General features: G+C 36.6%; 24 protein-coding genes, 1 other RNA gene and 2 pseudogenes. 19 read left to right on the top strand and 8 right to left on the bottom strand.

Annotated features, from left to right (window positions below; all coding sequences use genetic code 11):
- Positions 1-722, top strand: a pseudogene (locus GNY06_RS15630) (IS982 family transposase); the annotation flags it as partial.
- A 24-nt stretch (positions 723-746) separates the two neighbouring features.
- On the opposite strand, the gene GNY06_RS06335 reads toward GNY06_RS15630, so the two are convergent.
- The 6 genes from GNY06_RS06335 to pnuC all read right to left on the bottom strand — a co-directional run bounded on the left by GNY06_RS06335 (position 747) and on the right by pnuC (position 7,026).
- Complete coding sequence (locus tag GNY06_RS06335) at positions 747-1,328, bottom strand: tyrosine-protein phosphatase (RefSeq protein ID WP_166519281.1); 582 nt, start codon at positions 1,326-1,328, stop codon at positions 747-749.
- Positions 1,315-3,864: a TonB-dependent receptor gene (locus GNY06_RS06330; protein ID WP_166519280.1), complete on the bottom strand. Its 2,550-nt coding sequence runs from the start codon at positions 3,862-3,864 to the stop codon at positions 1,315-1,317. Before GNY06_RS06330 ends, GNY06_RS06335 begins: the two co-directional genes overlap by 14 nt.
- Positions 3,865-3,866: 2 nt before the next feature.
- Positions 3,867-4,892, bottom strand: coding sequence for an endolytic transglycosylase MltG (gene mltG, locus GNY06_RS06325; RefSeq protein WP_166519279.1), 1,026 nt, complete (start codon positions 4,890-4,892; stop codon positions 3,867-3,869).
- A gap of 2 nt (positions 4,893-4,894) precedes the next feature.
- Positions 4,895-5,665, bottom strand: a complete 771-nt coding sequence (gene dapF / locus GNY06_RS06320; RefSeq protein ID WP_166519278.1) for a diaminopimelate epimerase — start codon at positions 5,663-5,665, stop codon at positions 4,895-4,897.
- A gap of 118 nt (positions 5,666-5,783) precedes the next feature.
- On the bottom strand, positions 5,784-6,329 hold the full coding sequence (locus tag GNY06_RS06315) for a translation initiation factor IF-2 (protein WP_244614375.1): 546 nt from the start codon (positions 6,327-6,329) through the stop codon (positions 5,784-5,786).
- Between the two features lie 28 nt (positions 6,330-6,357).
- A complete protein-coding gene (gene pnuC / locus GNY06_RS06310; protein ID WP_166519277.1) occupies positions 6,358-7,026 on the bottom strand; it encodes a nicotinamide riboside transporter PnuC in 669 nt (222 codons plus the stop codon).
- Between the two features lie 168 nt (positions 7,027-7,194).
- Here pnuC and GNY06_RS06305 point away from each other — a divergent pair, with 168 nt between their 5' ends.
- The 4 genes from GNY06_RS06305 (at position 7,195) to GNY06_RS06290 (ending at position 11,649) form a co-directional block, all read left to right on the top strand.
- Positions 7,195-8,676, top strand: a complete 1,482-nt coding sequence (locus tag GNY06_RS06305) for an amino acid permease (protein ID WP_166519276.1) — start codon at positions 7,195-7,197, stop codon at positions 8,674-8,676.
- A gap of 205 nt (positions 8,677-8,881) precedes the next feature.
- Positions 8,882-9,718, top strand: coding sequence for a 1,4-dihydroxy-2-naphthoyl-CoA synthase (locus GNY06_RS06300; RefSeq protein ID WP_166519275.1), 837 nt, complete (start codon positions 8,882-8,884; stop codon positions 9,716-9,718).
- Positions 9,719-9,957: 239 nt separating this feature from the next.
- Complete coding sequence (menA, locus tag GNY06_RS06295; RefSeq protein WP_166519282.1) at positions 9,958-10,878, top strand: 1,4-dihydroxy-2-naphthoate octaprenyltransferase; 921 nt, start codon at positions 9,958-9,960, stop codon at positions 10,876-10,878.
- A gap of 84 nt (positions 10,879-10,962) precedes the next feature.
- A complete protein-coding gene (locus tag GNY06_RS06290) occupies positions 10,963-11,649 on the top strand; it encodes a metal-dependent hydrolase (protein WP_166519274.1) in 687 nt (228 codons plus the stop codon).
- Positions 11,650-11,657: 8 nt separating this feature from the next.
- Here the strand turns inward: GNY06_RS06290 and ffs are convergent.
- Positions 11,658-11,755, bottom strand: an RNA gene (gene ffs / locus GNY06_RS06285) — signal recognition particle sRNA small type.
- Positions 11,756-11,911: 156 nt separating this feature from the next.
- Here ffs and GNY06_RS06280 point away from each other — a divergent pair.
- The 8 genes from GNY06_RS06280 to GNY06_RS06245 all read left to right on the top strand — a co-directional run bounded on the left by GNY06_RS06280 (position 11,912) and on the right by GNY06_RS06245 (position 19,474).
- Complete coding sequence (locus tag GNY06_RS06280) at positions 11,912-12,499, top strand: DUF4199 domain-containing protein (protein WP_166519273.1); 588 nt, start codon at positions 11,912-11,914, stop codon at positions 12,497-12,499.
- An 11-nt stretch (positions 12,500-12,510) separates the two neighbouring features.
- The gene (locus tag GNY06_RS06275; protein ID WP_166519272.1) at positions 12,511-13,461 is read left to right on the top strand and encodes a glycosyltransferase family 2 protein; all 951 of its coding nucleotides are present in this window, start codon (positions 12,511-12,513) and stop codon (positions 13,459-13,461) included.
- Positions 13,462-13,732: 271 nt separating this feature from the next.
- Complete coding sequence (locus tag GNY06_RS06270) at positions 13,733-14,452, top strand: GIN domain-containing protein (RefSeq protein ID WP_166519271.1); 720 nt, start codon at positions 13,733-13,735, stop codon at positions 14,450-14,452.
- Positions 14,453-14,454: 2 nt separating this feature from the next.
- On the top strand, positions 14,455-16,170 hold the full coding sequence (locus tag GNY06_RS06265; RefSeq protein ID WP_166519270.1) for a phospho-sugar mutase: 1,716 nt from the start codon (positions 14,455-14,457) through the stop codon (positions 16,168-16,170).
- A gap of 75 nt (positions 16,171-16,245) precedes the next feature.
- Entirely contained in the window at positions 16,246-17,499 is a 1,254-nt protein-coding gene (locus GNY06_RS06260; RefSeq protein ID WP_166519269.1) for a pyridoxal phosphate-dependent aminotransferase, read from the top strand.
- Between the two features lie 2 nt (positions 17,500-17,501).
- Positions 17,502-18,236: a 3-deoxy-manno-octulosonate cytidylyltransferase gene (gene kdsB, locus GNY06_RS06255; protein WP_166519268.1), complete on the top strand. Its 735-nt coding sequence runs from the start codon at positions 17,502-17,504 to the stop codon at positions 18,234-18,236.
- Between the two features lie 32 nt (positions 18,237-18,268).
- Positions 18,269-18,931 carry an outer membrane lipoprotein-sorting protein gene (locus tag GNY06_RS06250; RefSeq protein WP_166519267.1) on the top strand — a complete coding sequence of 221 codons (663 nt, stop codon included), beginning with the start codon at positions 18,269-18,271 and terminating at the stop codon, positions 18,929-18,931.
- Between the two features lie 15 nt (positions 18,932-18,946).
- Positions 18,947-19,474: a glutathione peroxidase gene (locus tag GNY06_RS06245; protein ID WP_166519266.1), complete on the top strand. Its 528-nt coding sequence runs from the start codon at positions 18,947-18,949 to the stop codon at positions 19,472-19,474.
- Here the strand turns inward: GNY06_RS06245 and GNY06_RS06240 are convergent.
- Entirely contained in the window at positions 19,458-19,682 is a 225-nt protein-coding gene (locus tag GNY06_RS06240) for a hypothetical protein (protein WP_166519265.1), read from the bottom strand. The two genes, GNY06_RS06245 and GNY06_RS06240, sit on opposite strands and share 17 nt — an antisense overlap.
- A 75-nt stretch (positions 19,683-19,757) precedes the next feature.
- On the opposite strand from GNY06_RS06240, the gene GNY06_RS06235 reads away from it, so the two are divergent.
- The 6 genes and pseudogenes from GNY06_RS06235 to GNY06_RS06215 all read left to right on the top strand — a co-directional run.
- A complete protein-coding gene (locus tag GNY06_RS06235) occupies positions 19,758-19,895 on the top strand; it encodes a hypothetical protein (RefSeq protein ID WP_166519264.1) in 138 nt (45 codons plus the stop codon).
- A complete protein-coding gene (locus tag GNY06_RS06230) occupies positions 19,889-20,044 on the top strand; it encodes a hypothetical protein (RefSeq protein ID WP_166519263.1) in 156 nt (51 codons plus the stop codon). Before GNY06_RS06235 ends, GNY06_RS06230 begins: the two co-directional genes overlap by 7 nt.
- Before the next feature lie 261 nt (positions 20,045-20,305).
- The gene (locus GNY06_RS06225; protein WP_449390395.1) at positions 20,306-21,238 is read left to right on the top strand and encodes a phage integrase SAM-like domain-containing protein; all 933 of its coding nucleotides are present in this window, start codon (positions 20,306-20,308) and stop codon (positions 21,236-21,238) included.
- Positions 21,239-21,286: 48 nt separating this feature from the next.
- Positions 21,287-21,556, top strand: coding sequence for a tyrosine-type recombinase/integrase (locus GNY06_RS15625; protein ID WP_449390394.1), 270 nt, complete (start codon positions 21,287-21,289; stop codon positions 21,554-21,556).
- Positions 21,557-21,637: 81 nt separating this feature from the next.
- A complete protein-coding gene (locus GNY06_RS14215) occupies positions 21,638-21,955 on the top strand; it encodes a GIY-YIG nuclease family protein (RefSeq protein ID WP_244614373.1) in 318 nt (105 codons plus the stop codon).
- A gap of 353 nt (positions 21,956-22,308) precedes the next feature.
- Positions 22,309-22,802, top strand: a pseudogene (locus GNY06_RS06215) (IS481 family transposase); the annotation flags it as partial.

The raw sequence follows: 22,802 nt of genomic DNA, 5'->3' as shown, positions 1-22,802 counted from the left end.
TTATTAGCTTTGAATTACAACTATTTATATGTATTTCGGGAACAGATTTGGAAGATAAAATAGAAAGAAGTGTATACAATAGAAGAAAAAGAAAACTTTTCTGCTACATAGAGAAAATAAGAGAGACTCTAAGTTGTAAATTTTCAGTTTTCACAGCTGTTTTTGTAGTGGATTCCATCCCTGTTTCAAGTTGTAAAATCAGTCGTGAAAAACCTTCATTAATTTGTTCCATCGAGCCAATAAAGCCCGAATTTGGATATGCTACGGCATAGAAAATAGGTTACTTTAGCTTTAAACTTCATGCAGTTTGCGATCTTGCATTCGTTTGATTTTTCACCAGCAAATGTTCATGATATAAATGACCTGTACGATATAAAGGAAACTTTTCAAAACAGCCTTTGAATAGGAGACAGGGCTTATATAAGCAAAACTCTTCAGGTTGATTTATTCCATCATTCCAACATCAGTATCTCAGTGCCTGGGGCAAAAACCAACAGCATTTTGCCCAGTTTTCCACCACAAAATCAAAGATTAGAAAACGAATTGAAACCAATATTTCACAACTCTGTGGACTGTTTTCCATTCATATCCATTTTGCAAAAACATTTCAGGGTTTAGCCACCAGAATAACTTGAAAAATAACTGCTTTTACTAGGATTCAATACCTCAATTTTTTTGTCTTTAATAGAAGTTTAAATAGGTTAAAAGTGAATCTGTTCTAAATCTACAACAGGTTATTAAAGATATTATTGTAAAACCTGTTCTTTAATATAGGAAATATCCGACTGATGGATGTATCGGATTAAATTATGGAAAAGCCAGTGATAATCATAGTTTCCTCGTTTCATCTCCTCAATAGCTTGATCTTTACTCCAGTCTTCAAAAACAATGCGATACATAGCCATTACCACTCCTGTTCTATCACTACCATATGTACAGTGTACCAGTATAGGTTTAGGTGCAGTTTTTAAAATGCGTAAAACTTGAATGATCTCCTTATCTGTAACTTTTGTGGCCTTCATGGATACTGCATATAAGTTTCCTTTGTAGTGGCTGTGCTTTACCGTAATAAGGTCTTTGTGCTTTCGGCGCAGATCTAAGACCGAAGCAATTTTATTTTCCTGCAAAAAGTTAAATCCCAAATCTAGAGGTCGGTCGCTTCTGTAAATGCTGTCGTTGACTTTGTAAAGATTGTGAAAAGGCCTTTCGGTGATTTTTTGAGCCCACTGTTCCGGTCGATGTTCTTTTAGGCTTCTAGTAGTACAGCTCAATAAGCTTATAATAACCAGAATGGGAGCTAAATTCAGATGTTTTTTAGCTAATTTCATAGGAATCTTCACTTTTGTTATCCGGGTTATTATTATCCTTTTTTCGTTGAGAGTTTTCAATTTTTTCACCTTGTTTAAATTGATAAGACAAAGAGATTAAAAATTGCCTAGGCTGCCATTGCATAGAATTGTGCTGAATATAATCATCATTAAAATTGAAGGTTTCCATTCGTCTGGTGTTAAAGACATCCCGTATATTGAAAGAAAGCGTGCCGTCTCCTTTCCAAAGGGACTTAGAGATACCTATATTGAGGGTATACATATCCGCTTTTTTTTGGTTGGCCGTATGTTGTGATCCTTTATAATGTCCTTGCAATTGCAGGCTAAAACTCTTATCTATTTTAAAGGTTGTATTAAGCCTTGTGCTGCTGGAAAATCCATTGCCCTTAAAATTCATACTTTCCATTTTAGGCTGACCTTCCTTATCCAGAGTCTTATAATCAGCCCTCCCTGTAGTGATGTAGCCGAATAGGTCTAGGCTTCCCATTAGCTTTAGCCACGGGAAGGGATCATATGTAAAATTAATATCTAAACCGTATCGATCGCTGGTGCCCAGATTAATAGGTTTAGTATAGAAGACGCTTTCTCGTTCATCGGGTCTATAGACTAATATTTTGGTATCGTCAGTCCCGTGTCGATAATAGAGCGTAGGATTAATGTTGATTTTTTTTCTTTGTAGATTATAACCTAATTCGTAAAAATCGGCATAGGAAGGATTAATATCTATATTTCCTTCAAATATATTTTGATTATTGCTATAATTAGGAAAGGGCAGCAGGAAGAAGGATATAGGTCTGTCTATTCTTCTGGAATAATTGATTAATAGCTGATGGGCTTTGGAAAAGTTATAACTCAAAAATATACTGGGAAAAAGATTATTGTAATTTTTGGTTTTATCAATAGTTTGAGCTGCTAGGTTACTGTAATTTATGGTGATGTTGGAAACTTCATCCCGCAAACCTAATTGATAATTGAGAGCTCCTAATGTACTTTTAAACTGAATATAAAATGCATTAAAAACTTCTTGGTAATCAGCCGTATTATTGTAATTGAGGATAAGAGGGTTTGGGATGCTGGCAATAACTTTGCTGTTATTTTCACTGTGGTTGCTATCTAGTCTATAGCCTGCTTCTAATTTAGATTGTTCTCCTATAGGTAGTTCATAATCCGCTTTAGCGATAAAGGATTTTTCTACAGATTTTCTGTCCGTGTTTTCCTTTTCCAATGACCTTAATTCCGTTATTTCTTCAATAGTTGCAGACTCGTCGTTTCTGTACTGCTGTAGGCTTAGGCTTAGGCTTAGGGAGTGACCCTTATTGTTGAATCTATGCTCTAAGCCTAAATCTCCTTGGAGGGCTAGATTATTGCTTTTTCCCTCAGACCACCTGTGGTTAAGCGTATGCTTATATCCTGTGAAGCTGCTAAAGTCGTTGTAGGTATTGAAGCTTTGTTTCTTATCTCCTTCAAAACTCCTTAGCATTCCAGAGATATTGAATGAGGTATTGGAGGAAATATCATATGTAAAGCCAGTTGATAGATTATATTTGTCTTTGTAGATAATATTTTCACCAGTTTGTTTTTGGTGTATCAGAACATCAGTTTCCGATGAAGTAAGAGGAGCTGGTTTATTTTTGTAAGTGATTTCTGAATTATTTTGACCTTTATGTTCAGTATAGCCTCCACCACCATTGAGAAACCATGTCCAGTTGTCTTTCTTCCAGCTTAGATTGGTGCTCAGGGCAGTCTTTGGCCTATAGCCAAGGCTGCCGGTAACATTACCGCTAAAACCAGATTTTTTATTCTTTTTAAGAATAATATTTAATATTCCAGAAGTTCCAGAAGCCTCAAATTTAGAGGAAGGGTTGGTAATAACCTCTATTTTTTCTATTTGATCAGCAGGGATGCTTTGCAGAGCGCTTTCATTGTCATCACCTCCTAATAAAGAGGAGGGTTTTCCATTGATTAAAAATTTAATATTGCTATTTCCCCGCATAGAAATACTGCCGTCAGTATCTACAGAAACAGAAGGTACATTGCCAAGGATATCTTGTAAAGTTCCGCCTGCACTGATTAGATCAGCCGAAGGATCGTAGGTTTTTTTATCAAGAGCTACTTTATAAGGACTTGTGCTGGTAGCGGTGATGGTAACGCCTTCAATATGTTGAATTTTTTTATTCTCGCCTTCTTGGGTTAAAGATTGGATTTGTATATCATCTAGAGCGCCCGCGGTATGAATTGTTTTTTCAATATGAAGGGTCTTGAACCCAGGAGCCTCTACTTGTAAAGAGTAAGTACCTGGCGAGAGATGAAGCACATAATTTCCATCATGATCTGCTATACTTCCATCGGACAAAACGGGCTGATTTTTATGGGTAAAGCTAATCGAAGCATAGGGTACGGCATTCCCTCCGAGGGTGGTAATTTTCCCCGATATGCCCAACTTTTGCTGTTGGGCAAAGGCGGATACTGCAGCACTAAACGTGAGGCTTAGGCCTAACATGTGGGGGATAATACGTTGCTTAATTTCTGTTTTCATTCTTATTTAATTTCTTTGCTATTGAGCCAATCCTGATAGATTTTGGCATTTTGAATATGTTCTTCGGCACTGTGAGTGAATTTATGATATCCCAGTCTTGAGGGATCGGCAACCATAAAGATATAGTCATTGTCTTCAGCATCCAGAACATTTTCTATAGAAGTCTTATTCACCACACAAATAGGACCAGGAGGAAGACCGATATTTAGGTAGGTATTGTAGGGAGAATCTACCATTAGATCTTTATAATAAACCCTTTTGATTAGTTTAGTGAAATTTGACTCTTTAGTAATTGCATAAATAATGGTAGGATCGCTTTGTAATTTCATACCTTTGCGGTAACGATTAAGATACAAGCCGGCAATTCTTTTTTGTTCCTCAGGCTTTCCTCCCGACTCTTTTTGCACAATAGAAGCTAAAGTGTAGACCTGAACTCTACTCAAGCCGAGTTTTCTTTCTTTGGTTATGTTCTCTGGAGTCCAAAAATCACTGTAAATATTTTCGAATCTTTTAAAAAATTCTTCAGGCGTTACAGTCCAGTAGAAATTATAGGTGTCTGAAAAAAAATAGGGTTTAAGATCCTCAGCATTGTTTAATCCCTTTTGGCGGGCAATAACATTAAAGGCTTTTACAAAAGAGAGCGAATCGGCTTCAGTTTTTCTAGCGACCCGACCAATCATCTGGTATACATCATTAAAGTCTTTTATTCTGAAACTTTCTTCCGTTTGTAGACCCATTTTTATCATGTTAACCAAATTGGTATTATCCATACCTTCCTTTATTTCGTAGCGTCCCGCTTTTATATTTAGAGGCAGGTTTTTAGTGTCCGCAATTTGCTTGAATGTTTCAATATCCCTAAGGTAAGGAGAGAGGGAGTCTATCACCTGTTTAAAAGAGGCTTCATGAGGGACAAGGAGAAACCCTGGTTTTTTAACATTACTTTGATAATTTTTCTGATAATAGTTCCATCCAAAAAATCCACCTATGGCTATTAAGGCAAAGAGTGTAATTAAAAAAAAATTTCTCATTTTTATTCTGTTATCGCTATATGGCCTTTAAAAACCTGCTGGGCTGGACCTTCCAGCCAGACGTTATGAAAACCTTTTCCCGTTTTTACGGTATAGACTTTTAAAGCACCTCCTAAAACTTTTATATTTATTGAGGTTTGATGATGATTTTGCATAAAAGCTAAAGCACAAGCTGTAGCGCCTGTACCACAACTGTAGGTTTCATCCTCTACACCGCGTTCATAAGTTCTTACAAATAGCATATCATCAGAGAGGGGGGTGGCAAAATTTACGTTGATACCTTCTTGCTGAAATATTTCATTATAGCGTATGCTTTTTCCTTCTGTATAGACATCCATATCTTGAACGTTATCTACAAATTCAACATAATGGGGAGAGCCTGTGTTTACAACGGTATATTTCTGGAAATTATGGAGGAGGTTTACGTCCATCATTTTGAGTTTAACGAGTTCTCTGCTGATCTGGGCTTCATGGGGACCATCAATAGCTATAAAACGGGTTTGCTCGGTGAAGATGCCTAGAAAGTGAGCAAAAGCCACGATACACCGGCCACCATTGCCACACATGCTACTCTCTTTACCATCGGCATTGTAATAAACCATTCTGAAATCATAGGCGTCATCATTTTCTAATAAAATAAGGCCATCAGCACCAATGCCGAATCTTCTGTCACAAAGATGTTTGATTAGTGCAGTGCGCTTGGGAAAGCGAAAATCGCGATTGTCAATCATCACAAAATCGTTCCCTGTTCCCTGATATTTGTAAAACTCCATAAATATGATAATAAAATTAGCAATAATATGATATGATGAACGTGCTAAATTAGTGAATAATTTTAAAAAAAATACAGCTACCATAGGTAGCTGTATTTTTTTTAAAATTTAGAATTAATTATCTTCTGCCTCCGCTTCTAAAGCCATTGCCTGTGTCTGATTTTGGTGTAGTGATCTGTTGTGTAGAGTTGTTACCTGGATAAGGACGGCTAAAGCTGTTATTATTTTGTGTGGAGGAGGCTCTGTTTTGTTCTGTCCAACGCGTATTTTGTTGGTTATTCCATGAGCGATTTTCCCGCTGGCTCCAAGATTCAGAGTGGTTACTGTTTCGGAAACCGTTGTTCATATTTCTACCGGATGTTATCCTTTTTTCAACATATACTCTATTTCTGTTATAGTTGTAAAAATAAGGTCTGTTGTTATCATAGTAATATACCACGCCTCTTCGGTAGTAGTAGCCATCATCACCCCAATAACCTCCAGGGGCATAATAATTATAATTAGGGCCACTATAATAGGTGTTGTTAACGTAATACCCTCCATCATAGTAAGGCTGAGGGGCATTGTACTGGTCGTTGTACCCATATCCGTCCGTATATACTCCACAGGCAACAAGGCTGCTGAAGATTACCAGGATACATGTTATTTTAGATAAAATTTTCATAATAAGGTTATAAAATTTATAAAAGGCTTTATTTAATTGTATTTTGTATACTTTTTTTCCAATTGATATATCCTATTATACAAATAATTGTAAAAATCAGATATTGTATAGCTGTTATGTTGAGGTCTTTATAGACCATCATAGGAATGCTGATAACATCTGCAATAATCCAGAACCACCAGTTTTCGATTTTTTTTTCAGCCATTAACCACATGGCTATTAAAAATAGAGAGGTGGTGAAAATATCCATATAATTCGCTTTGTCCAAGTGGCTTAAATCCAAAACTATGCCAATCATAGAAAAATTGTTATTAATATAAGGTTTATAGTAATAGATAAGGCTTACAAGTAATATGCTGAAAGTAAAAAGAATAGAGCATACGAGCCAATCTTTTCTGGTGGCCCGCGAAACTTTAACATGGATACGATCTTCAGTGCTTTTGGCCCATTTTACCCAACCGTAAATACTGATACTCGTGTAATAAATATTAATCAACATGTCCCCCCATAAGCCAAAATGATAAAGGATATATACATATATACAGGTACTGATAATTCCAGTGGGATAAACCCATATGTTTTTTTTAGCTGAAAAAAATACACTTAACAATCCGAATAATGCAGCGGTTGATTCTAAGGATATTTGTTGCCATGAATAGTTGAGATAAGGCGCTATAAGGTGTTTTATAAGATCCATAATCGTCAAAGTTATCGATTTATACACGATTATAAATATAAATCGATATTTTTTTGAAAATACTGTAAATTTAAATATAATGAAAAATGCTTTTTATTGCGGAAAAAACGTTAATGTATCAGAAAAAAAGATTACTTTCGTAAACTGTAATGAAAAAACAATTAATAAATGGCGAGTATTTGGACAAAGAAACCTATCAGTGCTTATGAAGCTGATATGAAGAAAAGCGGACTTAACAGAGTTCTGGGAAAATGGAGTTTAACAGCTATAGGAGTCGGAGCGATTATCGGTGGCGGAATTTTTGTTCTTACAGGGACCGGCGCTTTCTATCACGCAGGACCAGCCTTAGCGATTTCTTTTATTATTGCAGGAATAGCCTGTGTTTTTGCCGCCTTGTGTTATGCTGAATTTGCTTCCATTATTCCAGTGGAAGGTTCTGCATATGCATATGCATATGGTACTGTAGGAGAAATCTTTGCATGGGGATTGGGTTGGTGCCTTATTTTAGAATATGCTATGGCGAGTATGGCTGTAACGGTGAGTTGGTCGGGATATTTTACTAAATTTTTAGAGATTTTCAATATTCATCTGCCGGCCTACCTGACATCCGATCCGGTAACTTATACCGGAGGAGGTTTTTCTATGAATTTACCGGCCTTTATTCTCGTATTGCTTATAACAGCATTATTGGTAAAAGGAACTAAGGAAGCCGCTAAAACCAATAATTTAATCGTTATATTGAAAACTTCGGCGGTACTATTTGTAGTCATTGCAGGTGCGTTTTATGTAATCCCCGAAAATTGGATGCCTTTTATCCCGGAGCAAAAACTTATTCTACACCCTGATGGGCATATGGAAAAAAGTTATGGTTTACAAGGGGTTATATCGGGTGCGGCAGCAATATTTTTTGCTTATATAGGCTTTGATGCTGTTTCTACACAGGCTGGAGAAGCCATTAATCCTAAAAAAGACGTTCCTTTTGCGATTATAGCTTCCTTACTGATATGTACGGCTTTATATATATCAGTATCTTTGGTATTAACAGGTATGATGCATTATACCGATTTCGATCCGCAAGGAAAGTATCCTAATGCCATTAAAGCTCCAGTAGCTTACGCTTTTGAAATTGCAGGAAAACACTGGGCGAGCAATTTGGTTACTGTGGCGGCGACAATAGGGTTGATCTCAGTAGCCATGGTCATGATGATGGGACAATCCCGTATTTTTTTGGGCATGTCCAAAGATGGTCTTATTCCTAAGTTCTTCGGGGAAATACACCCCAAAACCAAGACCCCTTATAAAGGTATTATTTTATTAGGAGTGGTGGTAGCTTCCGTAGCCGCTTTTACACCTATATCTACCTTGGCCGATATGACGAGCTTCGGTACTTTGTTTGCCTTTGCTATGGTATGTGTTGCCGTATGGATTATGCGTAAAAGAGAACCCCATCTAAAAAGACCTTTTAGAGTTCCTGCGGTTAACTTTGTAGTGCTTTGTGGAGTAAGTATTAATTTGTATTTAATAGTAAAGCTGAGTAAAATGGCTCTTATGCTTTCTATGGGGTGGCTTTTCTTAGGGGTCATTGTATATATAATTTATGGAATGAGAAATAGTAAGCTCAATAATCCAGAAAAATATCTGGAAGACTAATTAACAAGAACCCGCTTCGGCGGGTTTTTTTATTGAGTAGATAAAGCTGTCTGATAAGGAGTGTATTTGATTAATAAACTTTGATAGTAGGGGATCCCAAAAGCTCAGATATAGAGAGCTGCTGGAGATGAAATCGACAATAAATGCAACTTACCTATTCTAAAAATTGCCAATTTAACCTTATCTTTGAGGCAAAAATCCGATCATGATAGAATGGAAAATAGTAAAAGAATACGAAGATATTACTTATAAAAAATGCAATGGTGTAGCAAGAATTGCTTTTAATAGACCAGAAGTGAGGAATGCATTTCGGCCGAAAACAACATCCGAGCTTTATGATGCTTTATACGACGCTTCTGAAGATGCCTCTATTGGAGTGGTATTATTGTCAGGAGAAGGACCGAGCTCTAAAGACGGCAGATGGGCTTTCTGCAGTGGGGGTGATCAAAAGGCTCGCGGTTACCAAGGCTATGTAGGAGAAGATGGAAGACATAGACTCAATATTTTGGAAGTGCAGCGTCTGATCCGATTTATGGCGAAGGTGGTTATAGCTGTAGTTCCCGGTTGGGCTGTAGGAGGAGGGCATTCGTTACATGTGGTCTGTGATTTAACCTTAGCCAGTAAGGAACATGCTATTTTCAAACAAACAGATGCTGATGTTACCAGTTTCGATGGGGGCTATGGTTCGGCTTACCTAGCTAAAATGGTGGGGCAGAAAAAAGCGCGCGAAATTTTCTTTTTAGGAAGAAATTATTCTGCACAGGAGGCTTTTGAAATGGGAATGGTTAATAAAGTGATCCCTCATGCTCAATTAGAAGATACGGCTTATGAATGGGCGCAGGAGATTCTGCAAAAATCGCCCACCTCTATTCGAATGCTTAAATTTGCGATGAACCTTACCGATGATGGTATGGTAGGGCAGCAGGTTTTTGCCGGAGAAGCTACACGTCTGGCCTATATGACTGATGAGGCTAAAGAAGGAAGGGATGCTTTTCTAGAAAAAAGAAAACCTAACTTTGGTAAGGATCAGTGGATTTCTTAAAAAAAAAGTATCTGGATTCCTGTTTTTTTTATATAATATTTGGTGATTAATTTTTATGAATTGTGCAGATTTAGTAAAAAATAAAGGAGTACTTTTTTGCATAATATAAAACCATACACCATCCTCCAGGGATCACCTGGACGAAATAACAATAATACTAGAGATTTCTCTTATTAAAATAAATGAAGAACAATATTACTAAATCGACAATAATGTCTAAAACACCTCCGTCTTCAAGCATAAAAGAGTGGATTAAAGCAGCGCGTCTTAGAACTTTACCTCTTTCCCTTAGCGGAGTTATTCTTGGGGGGTTAATGGCAAAATGGAAACTCAATTCTATTGCAGAGCCGTGGGATATTTCGGTATTCGTATGGGCCTTAGTGGTGACGCTTTTGTACCAGGTTTTGTCCAACTATGCGAATGACTATGGAGATGGAGTCAAAGGAACGGATAAAAAAAGAATCAGTGAAGCTGAGGGGCGTGCCGTCGCTTCAGGAAAAATATCGGCCAATCAGATGCGGAATGCTGTAATTTTAGTTTCTATATTGGCCCTTGTTTTTACTTTGATTTTATTATATAAAGCTTTTTTCCCCGGCTATATGCAGGCATTGGGTGTTTTTGTAGTTTTGGGGATATTAGCGATATTGGCCGCTATAGGCTATACGGTAGGCAAAAGACCGTATGGTTATATGGGATTTGGAGATATTTTTGTTTTTATCTTTTTTGGATGGCTGTCGGTAATGGGGACTTACTATCTGTTTACAAAAAATTTTGATGCACTGATGTTGTTGCCCGCGACAGCCATAGGCTTATTCAGTGTAGCCGTTCTCAATCTTAACAATATGCGAGATATGCATACTGATCAGCAGAGTGGTAAACATACATTAGCCCTGAAAATGGGCTTTAAAAAGGCGATGGTTTATGAAATTATTCTTCTCCAATTGCCCTTAATTCTGATATTGGTCTATATGATGATCAATGAAATTAGAAGCTATTATGCTTATATTTTTGTCATTCTTTTTTTTCCGATGATGGCTTTACGAAGAAGGATTATAGCAGTAAAACAACCCAAAGAGTTAGATCCGTACCTGAAGCAGGTAGCTATTATGTGTTTTGTGATGAGTTTATTGGTGGGTATTGGTTTAAATTTGATTCATTAAAGCGAGCCGCAGAAAATATAATTCAGAGGATGAGGAATCTTCCAATATGGAGTTATAAAGCGATAAAAATAAAAATTGAAGAATATGAAATTTACTTTTTTAGGACAAAACTGTTTTTTGTTCCATTATAAAGGAAAAAGTATACTTTCTGACCCTTTCTATAACTATCAGAAAGAGCAGTCAGGATTTGATATTAAATCTCACAAAATAGACTATATCCTACTGACCCATGCACATGGAGATCATATTGCAGATGTGGATGAGGTTTTGAAGTATTATCCGGAGGCGTGTATTATCGGAGTGCCCGAAGTATGTGGTTATTTTGAAAAAGCACAGCATACCTGTGATCTGAATTTAGGGGGATCAACTAAAATTGACGATCTCAAAATATCGATGGTCGCTGCTTATCATACCAGTTCGTTTCCTGATGGTAAGTATGGAGGCGTTCCTGTGGGGTATATATTTAAATTTCCTGATGAGAGAAACATCTACTTAGCAGGCGATACCGGAGTAATGGCAGATATGGAATTATTTCCTAGGCTTTTCGGAAAGATCGCTCTTGCCATTCTGCCCATAGGAGGGCATTATACGATGTGTCCGATGCAGGGGGCCTTTGCTGCTTCTGAGTTATTGAAAACCTCCAAAGTAATAGGCTGTCATTTTGATACTTTTCCGCCCATTAAAATTGATCACCCAAGTGCCATGCGCCATTTTGAAGAAAAAAACGTGAACTTAGTGTTACCGAAACTAGGAGAGGAATTTAAATTTTAAGAAATAAAAAATGGCAAGCGATCTACATCACACCGCTACGACCAATTACCTTTGCTGCGTTCCCGCCCTGGAGGATTCTCAGGAGCTGGTTGTGTAGGACTTGCCGTTGCAAATATATAAATTATTTATAAAATAAAAAGATAAATTGAGAGATAAATTGAGGTTTAAAGCCTTTGAATAGCTTAAGATATTGATTTTTAAATTAATAATTTTAATGCATTCTCTCAATAGAGTACTTAAAATAGCTGTTGAATATAAAAATATGACGAAAACCCCTTTAGTAGTAGGCTTAATGTTGTATGGTATTACCATGTTGGCCTTTTTTGTAGTGTATTATTTCTTTGCAAATATTAATTATTACCACACCTCTAGTGTGATCAATGCCTTTATCATGCCTTTTTTGTATAGTATAGGCGCTTTCCTATCGGTATATTGGTATAGGGGTAAGGGTAAGATTACCTATCCTCAAGCTTTTAAACAGTCTTTTACTAATTTATTTGTAGGGGGATCGCTCTCTCTATTGTCTATTTTCGCTTTTCTTAATTATGTAGACACCGATGCCCGAGATATGTTGAACAAACAGTATATTCAACTTGAACTTTATAAATTAGACCAGAGCTATGCCCAACAACGTAAAGAAGCTCTTCACCTAAAAGATCCTCAGAAAGTTATAGCGTTGGATGAAAATTATAAAAAGATGAAAGAGGCGCGGCTTGAGGCACTGAAGGAAAATAGAAACTATTTTTCATTTAGTTTTATCTCTGCTATCTTTGGAGGTTTTGTATTGTTTTATCTACTTTTGTCGATTGTAATAGCAGCGTTTCTAAAGAATAAAAAACGCTATGAATAAAAAAATACTGAATGGATCTTTCTATTATTATTCCGTTACTCAATGAAGAGCAATCTTTAGAAGAGCTTTTGTCTCGGATAGATAAAGTGTGTCGTGAAAATAATTTTTCTTATGAAGTTTGGTTTGTAGATGATGGTTCCACAGACAATTCATGGGGTGTGATACAGTTTTTAGCCGCTTCCTATCCAGAAGTTCACGCTATAAAATTTAGTCGTAATTATGGTAAATCACAGGCCTTGCATGCCGCCTTTGAGAAGGCTAAGGGGGAGGTTGTGATCACTATGGATGCTGATTTGCAGGATTTTCCTGAGGAAATCCCAGGATTGGTCAATAAGCTCATAGAAGGTAATTATGATATCGTAAGCGGTTGGAAGAGAAAGCGCTACGATAATTTGATGACTAAAAATTTACCATCTAAACTCTTTAATGCCGCAGCTAGAAAAGTATCCGGCATTTTTCTACACGACTTTAATTGTGGGCTTAAGGCCTACAAAAAGAAAGTGGTAAAAGCGGTGGACGTATATGGTGATATGCATCGGTATATTCCTGTACTAGCAGCTCATGGAGGGTTTAAGAATATTACAGAAAAAGAGGTGCAACATCAGGCACGTCCTTATGGAACCTCCAAGTTTGGAGCCAACCGTTTTATAAGAGGCTTCTTAGATTTAATTACCCTATGGTTTGTGAGCCGTTTTGGGGGACGTCCTATGCATTTTTTTGGAGCTGCGGGAACATTGATGTTTATGTTAGGTTTTCTATCCTCTATATGGTTGGGAGCATCCAAATTAATAGAAGTCTCAAGAGGAGTGTATGGGCATTTAATTGCGGATAATCCTTGGTTTTATATAGCCTTGACGATGATGCTTTTAGGGACCCAGCTTTTTATTGCCGGTTTCCTTGGAGAAATGTTAATCAGAACCAATCGGGAGCGTAAGAATTATCACATTGAAGAAACCCTTTAATCCGGTTGTTAATTTTCGATTCTACTGAAAGAGTCCGAACTAAAACACCCCCTTAAAAGAGTGACTAATAGCCATTTTCAACTCTTGTTGGTTCTCAATTAAAAATAATTGTGCTTCATCTTAATCATGTAAGTCTTATGTATATTTTTATGGATCTGAAATTTAGAGAAGGCATACTAGAAAAATCTATAGGGAGGAGAGGTTTCTATTCAAGTATCTTTAATTATATTTGCATAGAATGGTGTAAGTTGTTCTATTAAAAAAATAATTCATGAATTTATCTTATAAACTTGTTGGGGGTATTTTACCGGTGTTACTATTTTGTATTCTTTCATGTAGTAAAATAAAACCCAAGGGAGAAATCGTTACTCAAGATATAAACGTACAGATTTTTAATAAATTAGAATTGAAGGGGAAATTTAAAGTTTTCTATATACAGGATTCTAAGCATATGTTGTCAGTAGAAACCTATCCGAATATTTTTGATAACCTTAAAGTGGAAGTGAAAAATCAGACCCTTTATGTTTCGGAAAAGAAAAAAACACAAGGGGTAGATTTTTATAATATAACATTATATGGCCCTCATAATCTCCAAAATATTGGCATAGCAGATTCCACGGATTTAAATTTATCCAGTCAATTGTCAGTGCCGATATTCCGTTTAAAAATTCAAGATCAGGCTAAATTTATCGGATCGGTTCTCACCAATAAAGCAGAGATTAGCATGACCGATAAAGCCAGGGCCAATATATCTGGTAGAACACTGGATGCTGTGGTAGCCATTAGCGATACCGCCAGTGTTATCTCTCCTTATTGGTATGTTAATAAACTGAATATCAATTCTAAAAATGCTAATTATGCTGAGTTTTCGGTTGAAGAGGAGCTGAATGGTAATATCCGAAATACGGCATCATTATTATATTATGGCAATCCCAAGAAGAAAATAAAAGTTAGCGATAAAGCAAAATTAGAACAAAAACAACAACCTTAAATATGACATCATTAGATAAAGCAAAATTATGGTTAGAAGAGAGTTTCGATGCTGAGACCAGAAAAGAAGTTCAGCGCTTAATGGATGATAATCCTTCAGAATTGGATGATGCTTTTTATAAAAATCTGGAGTTTGGTACCGGGGGTATGCGCGGAATTATGGGGGTGGGAACCAACCGTTTGAATAAGTATACCTTAGGTCAGGCTACGCAAGGGCTGGCAAACTACCTCCATCAGCAATTTTCTAATGAACAAATTAAAGTTGCGATAGCGTATGACGTTCGCCATAATTCTAAAGAATTTGGAAAATTGGTAGCCGATGTACTTACGGCAAACGGAATAAGTGTTTTGTTATTTAAAGAACACAGGCCTACACCGGAACTTTCTTTTACAGTACGAAATAAGCAATGTAAAGCTGGAATTGTATTGACGGCGTCGCATAACCCTCCCGAATATAATGGCTATAAAGTCTACTGGAATGATGGCGCGCAGATAGTCGCACCTCAGGATTATGGAATTATCGCAGAGGTGGAAAAAGTGCAGTTTCATCAAATTAAATTTGATGGGAACGATGATTTAATAGAGTGGATAGGTCCAGAACAGGATGATGTATATATCGATGCGTGTATTGAAAATTCACTCTACCAAAATGAAGGGCGAGAGGATTTGAATATTGTTTTTACATCTATACACGGAACCACTTACACCACCGTTCCGAAAGCTTTGGCAAAAGCTGGATTTACGAAAGTGGATTTTGTGAGTGAACAAATGGTTCCAAGTGGAAACTTTCCTACCGTAGATTCTCCGAATCCCGAAGAACCTGCGGCGCTTTCCATGGCCCTAGACTTAGCGAAATATACACAGGCCGATATTGTAATCGGTACAGATCCCGATGGAGATAGATTGGGAATTGCAGTAAGAAATTTGCAGGGGGATATGCAACTGCTAAACGGAAACCAGACCAATACCATTCTCACCTATTATATCTTGGACCAGTGGAATAAGCAGGCTAAGATGACCGGAAAAGAATTTATAGGCTCTACTATCGTAACTTCAGATATCTTTTTTGAAATTGCCAAACGTTTCGGAGTAGAGTGTAAAGTAGGGTTAACAGGATTTAAGTGGATTGGTAAAATGATTCGTGAGGCCGAAGGTACTCAAAAATTTATATGCGGAGGCGAAGAGAGCTTTGGTTTTATGACCGGTGATTTCGTTAGGGATAAAGATTCCTGTGGAAGTATACTTCTTGCTTGTGAAGTCGCAGCATGGTGCAAGGCAAATGCTAGAACCGTGTATCAATACCTTATTGATATTTATAAAGAATTGGGGCTTTATAATGAAGGTCTACTCAATATCGTTAAAAAAGGAAAAGATGGTGCTGACCAGATTCATCGGATGATGATGGATTTCCGGTTATCTCCTCCTAAAACTTTGGCGGGATCACCCGTAGAAAAGATAAAAGATTTTGAGAACCAGACCTGTAGAATGCTTTCTGAAAATCAGGTACTGGAAATGAATGATATCCCAAAATCTAATGTCCTCATTTATTATACTGCAGATGGAACCAAAGTCTGTATTCGTCCTTCGGGTACAGAGCCAAAAATTAAATTTTATTTTTCAGTAAAGCAGTCTATCACTTCCGAACAGGATTTTAAACATAAACTCGCTGATTTAGACAATAAAATTCAGGAGATAAAAAAGGATCTTAAACTCTTATAAAAATAAAGTGCAAGAGCTCGAAAAATGGTAGTTTTTAGCTCTTGTTTTAATATATTGCAATTCTAAAATAATAAAATGAAAATATCCCATCTTGCGCAAAATCTTGTAGGTTCAGAAATTGTAAAAATAGGAAATGAGGTTAATGATATGAAGGCAAAGGGGGCCGAAATAGCAAATTTAACCATTGGTGATCTAAATTCCAATATCTATCCTATACCTATGGGGCTAAAGGAGGAAATCCAACAAGCCTACCACAATAACATGACCAATTATCCGCCTGCGAATGGATTGTTAGGTCTGAGAACAGTTGTTTCCAAGGATTTAAAAAACCGGTGGGGTTTAGATTATAATCCTGAGGATATTTTAGTAACTGCCGGATCTCGTCCATTGATTTATGCTGTTTTTAAAACAATCGTAGATAAGGGAGATAAAGTGATCTATCCTATTCCCTCCTGGAATAATAACCACTATGCTTACCTTACTTCAGCTCAGGCGGTTGAAGTAGAAGCTACACCTGAAAATAATTTCCTTCCCACAGCGGCTGATTTAAGACCCCATGTTGCGGGTGCGGTATTGGTGGCTTTATGTTCGCCTCTAAACCCTACAGGAACCATGTTCACCAAAGAGCAACTTTCGGAGATCTGTGAGCTGATTTTGGAAGAAAATAAAAAACGGGGCGCAGATGAGAAGCCGTTGTATTTAATGTACGATCAGATTTATTCCAACCTTACCTTTGAATCTGAGCATTTTAATCCCGTGTCCTTATTTCCCGAAATGAAGCAATATACCATCTATATCGATGGCATTTCCAAATGTTTAGCGGCCACTGGCGTACGCGTAGGATGGGGTTTTGGACCCAATCATATTATCAATAAAATGGCAGCCCTCCTGACCCATGTGGGAGCATGGTCTCCTAAGCCAGAGCAGGAAGCTACGGCCAGGTTTTATGCAAATCCCGCAAATGTAGATGATTTTGTGACAGATTTTAAAGGGAAATTACAAGATAGTTTAAAAGTTTTACACCAAGGAATACAAGAGCTAAAACATAAAGGATTGCCATTGGAAAGCATTCAGCCTATGGGAGCTTTATACCTTACCATTAAATTGGATTTTATTGGAAAGATAAAGCCTGATGGTACTAAAATTGAAAGCTCTTTAGACCTGGTGTTTTACCTGATTCAGGAAGGAGGTGTCGCATTGGTTGCCTTTTCAGCTTTTGGATGTGAAGCCTCAGAACCATGGTTTAGGGCGTCTGTAGGAGGTTTATCGTTAGAGGAAATCAGGATGATGTTGCCTAGGTTGGAACAGGCGCTTAATAAATTGGTATAAAAATGAAAGTAATAGCCGTTATTCCTGCGCGTTATGATGCAACTCGATTTCCAGGAAAATTAATGGAAATGTTGGGGGACAAAACTGTCATTACAACTACTTATAGGAATGTTCAAGAAACGGGGTTGTTTGACGATGTTTTTGTTGCTACGGATTCGCAGTTAATCTTTAATGAAGTGGCTCAAAATGGGGGGAAAGCTGTTCTGACAGGTATGCATGAGACGGGTAGCGACAGAATTGCAGAGGCCGTGCAGTCGATAGACTGTGACATCGTTATCAATGTTCAGGGGGATGAACCTTTTCTTAAAAAAAAGCCATTGAGCCAACTTATCCAGGTGTTTGAGGAAGATGTTCATCAAGAGGTATCCTTAGCCTCGCTTAAGGTGAGAATGCGTGATTTTAAAGAGGTAGAAAATCCTAATAATGTTAAAGTGATTACCGATCATCAAGACTTTGCTCTTTATTTTAGTCGGTCTGTGATTCCTTATCCCAGAGAAGAAAAGACTGAAATAAAATATTATAAGCATATTGGCGTTTATGCTTTTAGAAAGCAAACACTCATCAAATTTGCAGGTTTGGCTCAAAAAGATTTAGAGAAAGCAGAGAAAATAGAATGTATAAGATACCTAGAATATGGAATGAGAATTAAGCTTCTTGAAACTGATTTTATAGGTGTAGGTATTGATACCCCAGAAGATTTAGAGAAGGCTAGAAAGATTATGTTTAGTCCACAATAAGCCTGTAAAAAATATTAAATTTTAAAGTATTTATGAAGAAATTTATTTTAGTTTTACTAATAGGGGTTTTCCAGGGGTTGTGGTCGCAGACAGCGGAGCAGATTATTGAAAAGAACATACAAAATACAGGAGGACTAATCCAGTGGAAACTGCTTAACTCTATTGTTTTACAAGGAAAAGTAGTATTGGGGGTGAATGAAGAATATCCGGTAAAAATATACCAGCAGAGACCCAACTTAAAAAAAACAACTTTTACCATTAAAGGTAAGGAGTATGCTATTGAAGGTTATGATGGAGAGAAAGGTTATTCTATGAATTTTGCAACCAATAAGCTTACAGAGGTTAAAGACTATGTGAGTGAGAGTTTTGATACAGATTTTATAGATTACGATTCAAAAGGTTTTACGGTGCATTATTTGGGAAGGGAAAAAATAGGAAATGTTGATTGCTATAAAATAGAACTGGTAAAAAATGTAAACAAGACCCTTTATTATTTTGATGCCAAAACTTATATGTTGGTTCGGGAAATTAACAAAAACGATATTCTTACCTATTATGACTATCGAAAGGTTGGAAATCTATTCATGCCTTTTAAAATTGAATCTTCTTCTCAGAAAAAAGAAGGAGATTATGTACTTTTATTTAATAAAATAGAAATCAACAAAGTGTTTCCACCGAACGCTTTTAAATTCTAGCAATATCAAAATATTATGAAAAAATTCTTATTATTAGCCCTATCTATAATAGGTATCATATTAATCCCAGGGCAAAATATTTACACTTATAAAGTACAGGGACTTAACGGCGGAGAGATTGATTTTTCTAAATTTAAAGGGAAAAAGATCTTGATTGTTAATACGGCTTCTAAATGTGGTTTCACACCTCAATATGCGGATTTAGAGAAAATTTATAAGCAGTATAAAAACACATTGGTTGTTGTGGGATTTCCAGCTAATGATTTTGGGCAACAGGAACCCGGAACCAATGAAGATATCCATACTTTTTGCCAACTCAATTATGGAGTCTCTTTTCCCATGGCAGCTAAAGTGTCGGTAAAGGGAGAGGCGATGGCGCCTATTTTTAAATTTCTGACCCAGAAAAAACACAACGGAGTTAAGGATACCCGAATAGAATGGAACTTTACCAAGTTTTTATTAAACGAGAAAGGGGAATTAATAGCGAGTTTTCCCAGTAAAGTAAAACCTACAGATGAGGCTATCCTCAAATATCTGAAATAATTTCAGGCTGCTTGTCTCTTGCAGGTTCGAGAGATTTATAACGCCTTACATTTTGGGATAATTTTGTTATTTCAAGTTGAGTAGTTATACCCATGATAAGAGCAGACATGCGCTTATCCCATAAATCAATCATCTCGTAAGAACTTCCCGCTCCGATTACAAGAATCACCCCAAGCGTAAATTTAAGTAACTTTAGTAGTACAAACATACCCAGCAAATGATGAAGAAAGGCCAGACGGCCTTTCTTTTTTATGGCAAGTTCATTCGACTTAATACTAAAAATATGAACATATACATTATTTTGTTTGATGGATTTGATGATCTTGATGTTATTGCACCTTATGAAGTTTTAAAAAGGGAAGCCTCATTTAATGTAGCTAGCGGCCTTAGCCACGCATGCAGTAACCTCTGCATATGGTAACATTATTTCCCCCAACAAAAATTACGGATGCAACAATACCCGATATGGTGATTGTTCCAGGTGGTGGATGGAATAATAAAGCATCAAACAAAGAAGTTCGCAGTGAAAAACAAAAGAAACAGCTTCCAAAAGTGCTCTGGGATTTATAAAATAAATTTTCAGTAAAAATACATCAAAGATTAGAAACAGGTAAAACGGTTGTAAATAAAGACTTTACAGCCGTTTTATGATTTTTTGGTAATGAGGTAAAAAGCAGTAAAAAGCGAGGTTTGGCAAAAGTAAGGTTACTAAAACGTTACTTTTGAAAACAAAAAGACTATTCTTAAAATACTGTATTTCAGCTTTCTGAATAGTTTTTTCATATTGTTCCGTATCTCATAGAGGTTTATTTTATCATTAAGAATTGTGGTATGGAAACGACAAAAAAATCAACGTTTAAGGTATTGTTTTACCTTAAAAAGAATGCCCCGAAGAAAAACGGAAAAGTTACGGTTATGTGTAGGATTACAGTAAACGGAAAACAGTCTGCATTCAGTACAAAGCTGGATATTTCCGCAACAAATTGGGATTTGAAGTACGGCAGGGTTTTAGGTAAAAGCCGAGAAGCCCAATCCATGAATAGCAAACTTGACAAAATTCGTTCGGGTATTGAGGAATGCTACTCCAAAATCCTGAAGAACGAGGGGGCTGTAAACAGTGCAAAACTTAAAAATGCTGTTCTTGGGATGGAAAGCGGAGAGCTGACCTTTTTCAAGTTCTATCAGCAGTTCCTTTCTGATTATGAGAAAAAGGTCAATAACGGACTTCGGGTAAATGGTACACTCAATAAATACAAAACACTTTTAAAGCATCTACGAAATTTTGCACTGACAAAATACGGTTATTCTGACTTATCATTCAACGACCTTACAGCTGATTTTGTGCAGGATTTTGATTACTACCTGCGTGACGACCAAGGCTTGACACACAATACCATTTGGTTGTATATGATTGGATTTACCACGCTTTGCCGTTTGGCAATGAGCAGAAAGCATCTTGCTTTCAATCCGTTCAGCGAGTATAAGAATACAAAAAAGGACAAAGACATAGGTTATCTGTTACGAAGCGAGTTGGAACAGCTTCTAACATTCAACTGCGAAAAAAAGAAAGGCGGATTGGTTAAAGATTTGTTTGTTTTCAGTTGCTTCACAGGGCTGTCCTATTCCGATATGAAAGAGCTTAGAAACAGTAATATCCAATATTTCTTTGACGGAAACCAGTGGATTATTGTACGCAGAAAGAAAACTGCTACATCATCACATGTTATGCTGTTGGATATTCCGAAAATGATTATCAAAAAATAGGCAAGATTTTCAAAGGACGGAAAGGTATTTCCTGTACTATCAAATACGGTGTGTAACGACAGCTTAAAAAGAATATCTCAATTGATTGATTGCCTTAAAGAAAAGAAAGTAACCTTTCATTTAGCTCCCCATACGTTTGCCACGCTGTTTTTGAGCGAGGGAGTTTCCTTGGAAAGTTTAAGCAAAATGTTGGAACATAAGAATATTGCCACGACACAGATTTACGCCAAGATACTCAACGAGAAAGTTGGTAAGGATATGCAAAAGGTATCACATAGGTTTAAGGGAATGGAGCAGTCTTTTGTTGCTGAACTTTGAAAACCAATAATACGATTAAATAAAGCCAATGCAGTTTTGCGGAGGCTTTTTGTATTTTTACAGTCAATAGAACAACAAGTTATGATTGAACAATTTTCGCAAAAGACACAAGAAGAATTAAAATATTATGTATATATTCTAATAAACCCAAGAGATAATAAAATATTCTATGTTGGCAAAGTTTATGGTAATCGTGTTTTTTTTCATATTAATGAAGCGATATTTAACCCAATCGGGACTGGAAAATTAGAGATTATAAGAGCGATAAAATTAGAAAATCTAAAAGTAAAACACTTTATAGTTCGGCACGGAATAGAAGAAAATGAAGCACTAATAGTTGAATCTGTTTTAATTAATTTTTTAACTTTTAAGAATTTTGCGGAGGTTGCGAAAATTTGAAATATTGTTGCAGGACATTATTCATTTAATCAAGGAATTAAAACTGTTAATGAGTGTGAAATACTTTACAATTGTGAAGTATTAAAAAATGAAGATATTAAACATAACATTTTAGTAATCAATATAAATAAAACATACGATAATAAACGAAAAAAGAAAAGTGAGAACCCAATTTATGGCAGACCAAATATTTATGAAGCAAATAGAGGTTGGTGGGTATTAGACAAAAACAGAGCAGAAAATTCAGATTTTGTTTTAGCTGAGTATAGAGTCGTAATAAGAGCGATATTTAAGCCTAAAAAATGGGTTCATATTGAAAATAGAGGAGTAAAAAGATGGGGATTTGAAGGTTCAGAAGTATTTGGTTAAGCCACGATCTACATACGTTTAAACTAAGATTAAAAGCCCTAGAATCCAAATCTGCTCAGGACGGTATCGTTCTTACAGAATCTCAACTTTCAGCACTAGAAAGGGCTAAGGAAGAGAAAAAAGCTCATGGAGAAATTGAAACTCATCATCCTGGATATTTAGGATCTCAAGCCACTTATTACGTAGGCCATATCAAAGGAGTTGGCCATATTTATCTGACACGTATTCCAAAGTAGTATTAGCAAAACTATATGACCGTAAAAAAGCTCTTATTGCTGCTGATATGCTTAATGATCAGGTAGTCCCTTTCTTTGAGCAGCAGGAACTTCGTTTACTCAGAATTTTAACAGACAGAGGAACGGAATACTGTGGAATAAGAGAACAGCATGAATACCAGCTTTATTTAGCCATTGAAGATATTGATCACACAAAGACCAAGGCTAAAAGTCCTCAGACCAATGGCATTTGTGAACGTTTT

Source organism: Elizabethkingia argenteiflava, assembly GCF_009904105.1.
GTDB classification, from domain to species: Bacteria; Bacteroidota; Bacteroidia; order Flavobacteriales; family Weeksellaceae; genus Elizabethkingia; species Elizabethkingia argenteiflava.
This window is presented reverse-complemented; position numbering and strand designations above follow the sequence as displayed.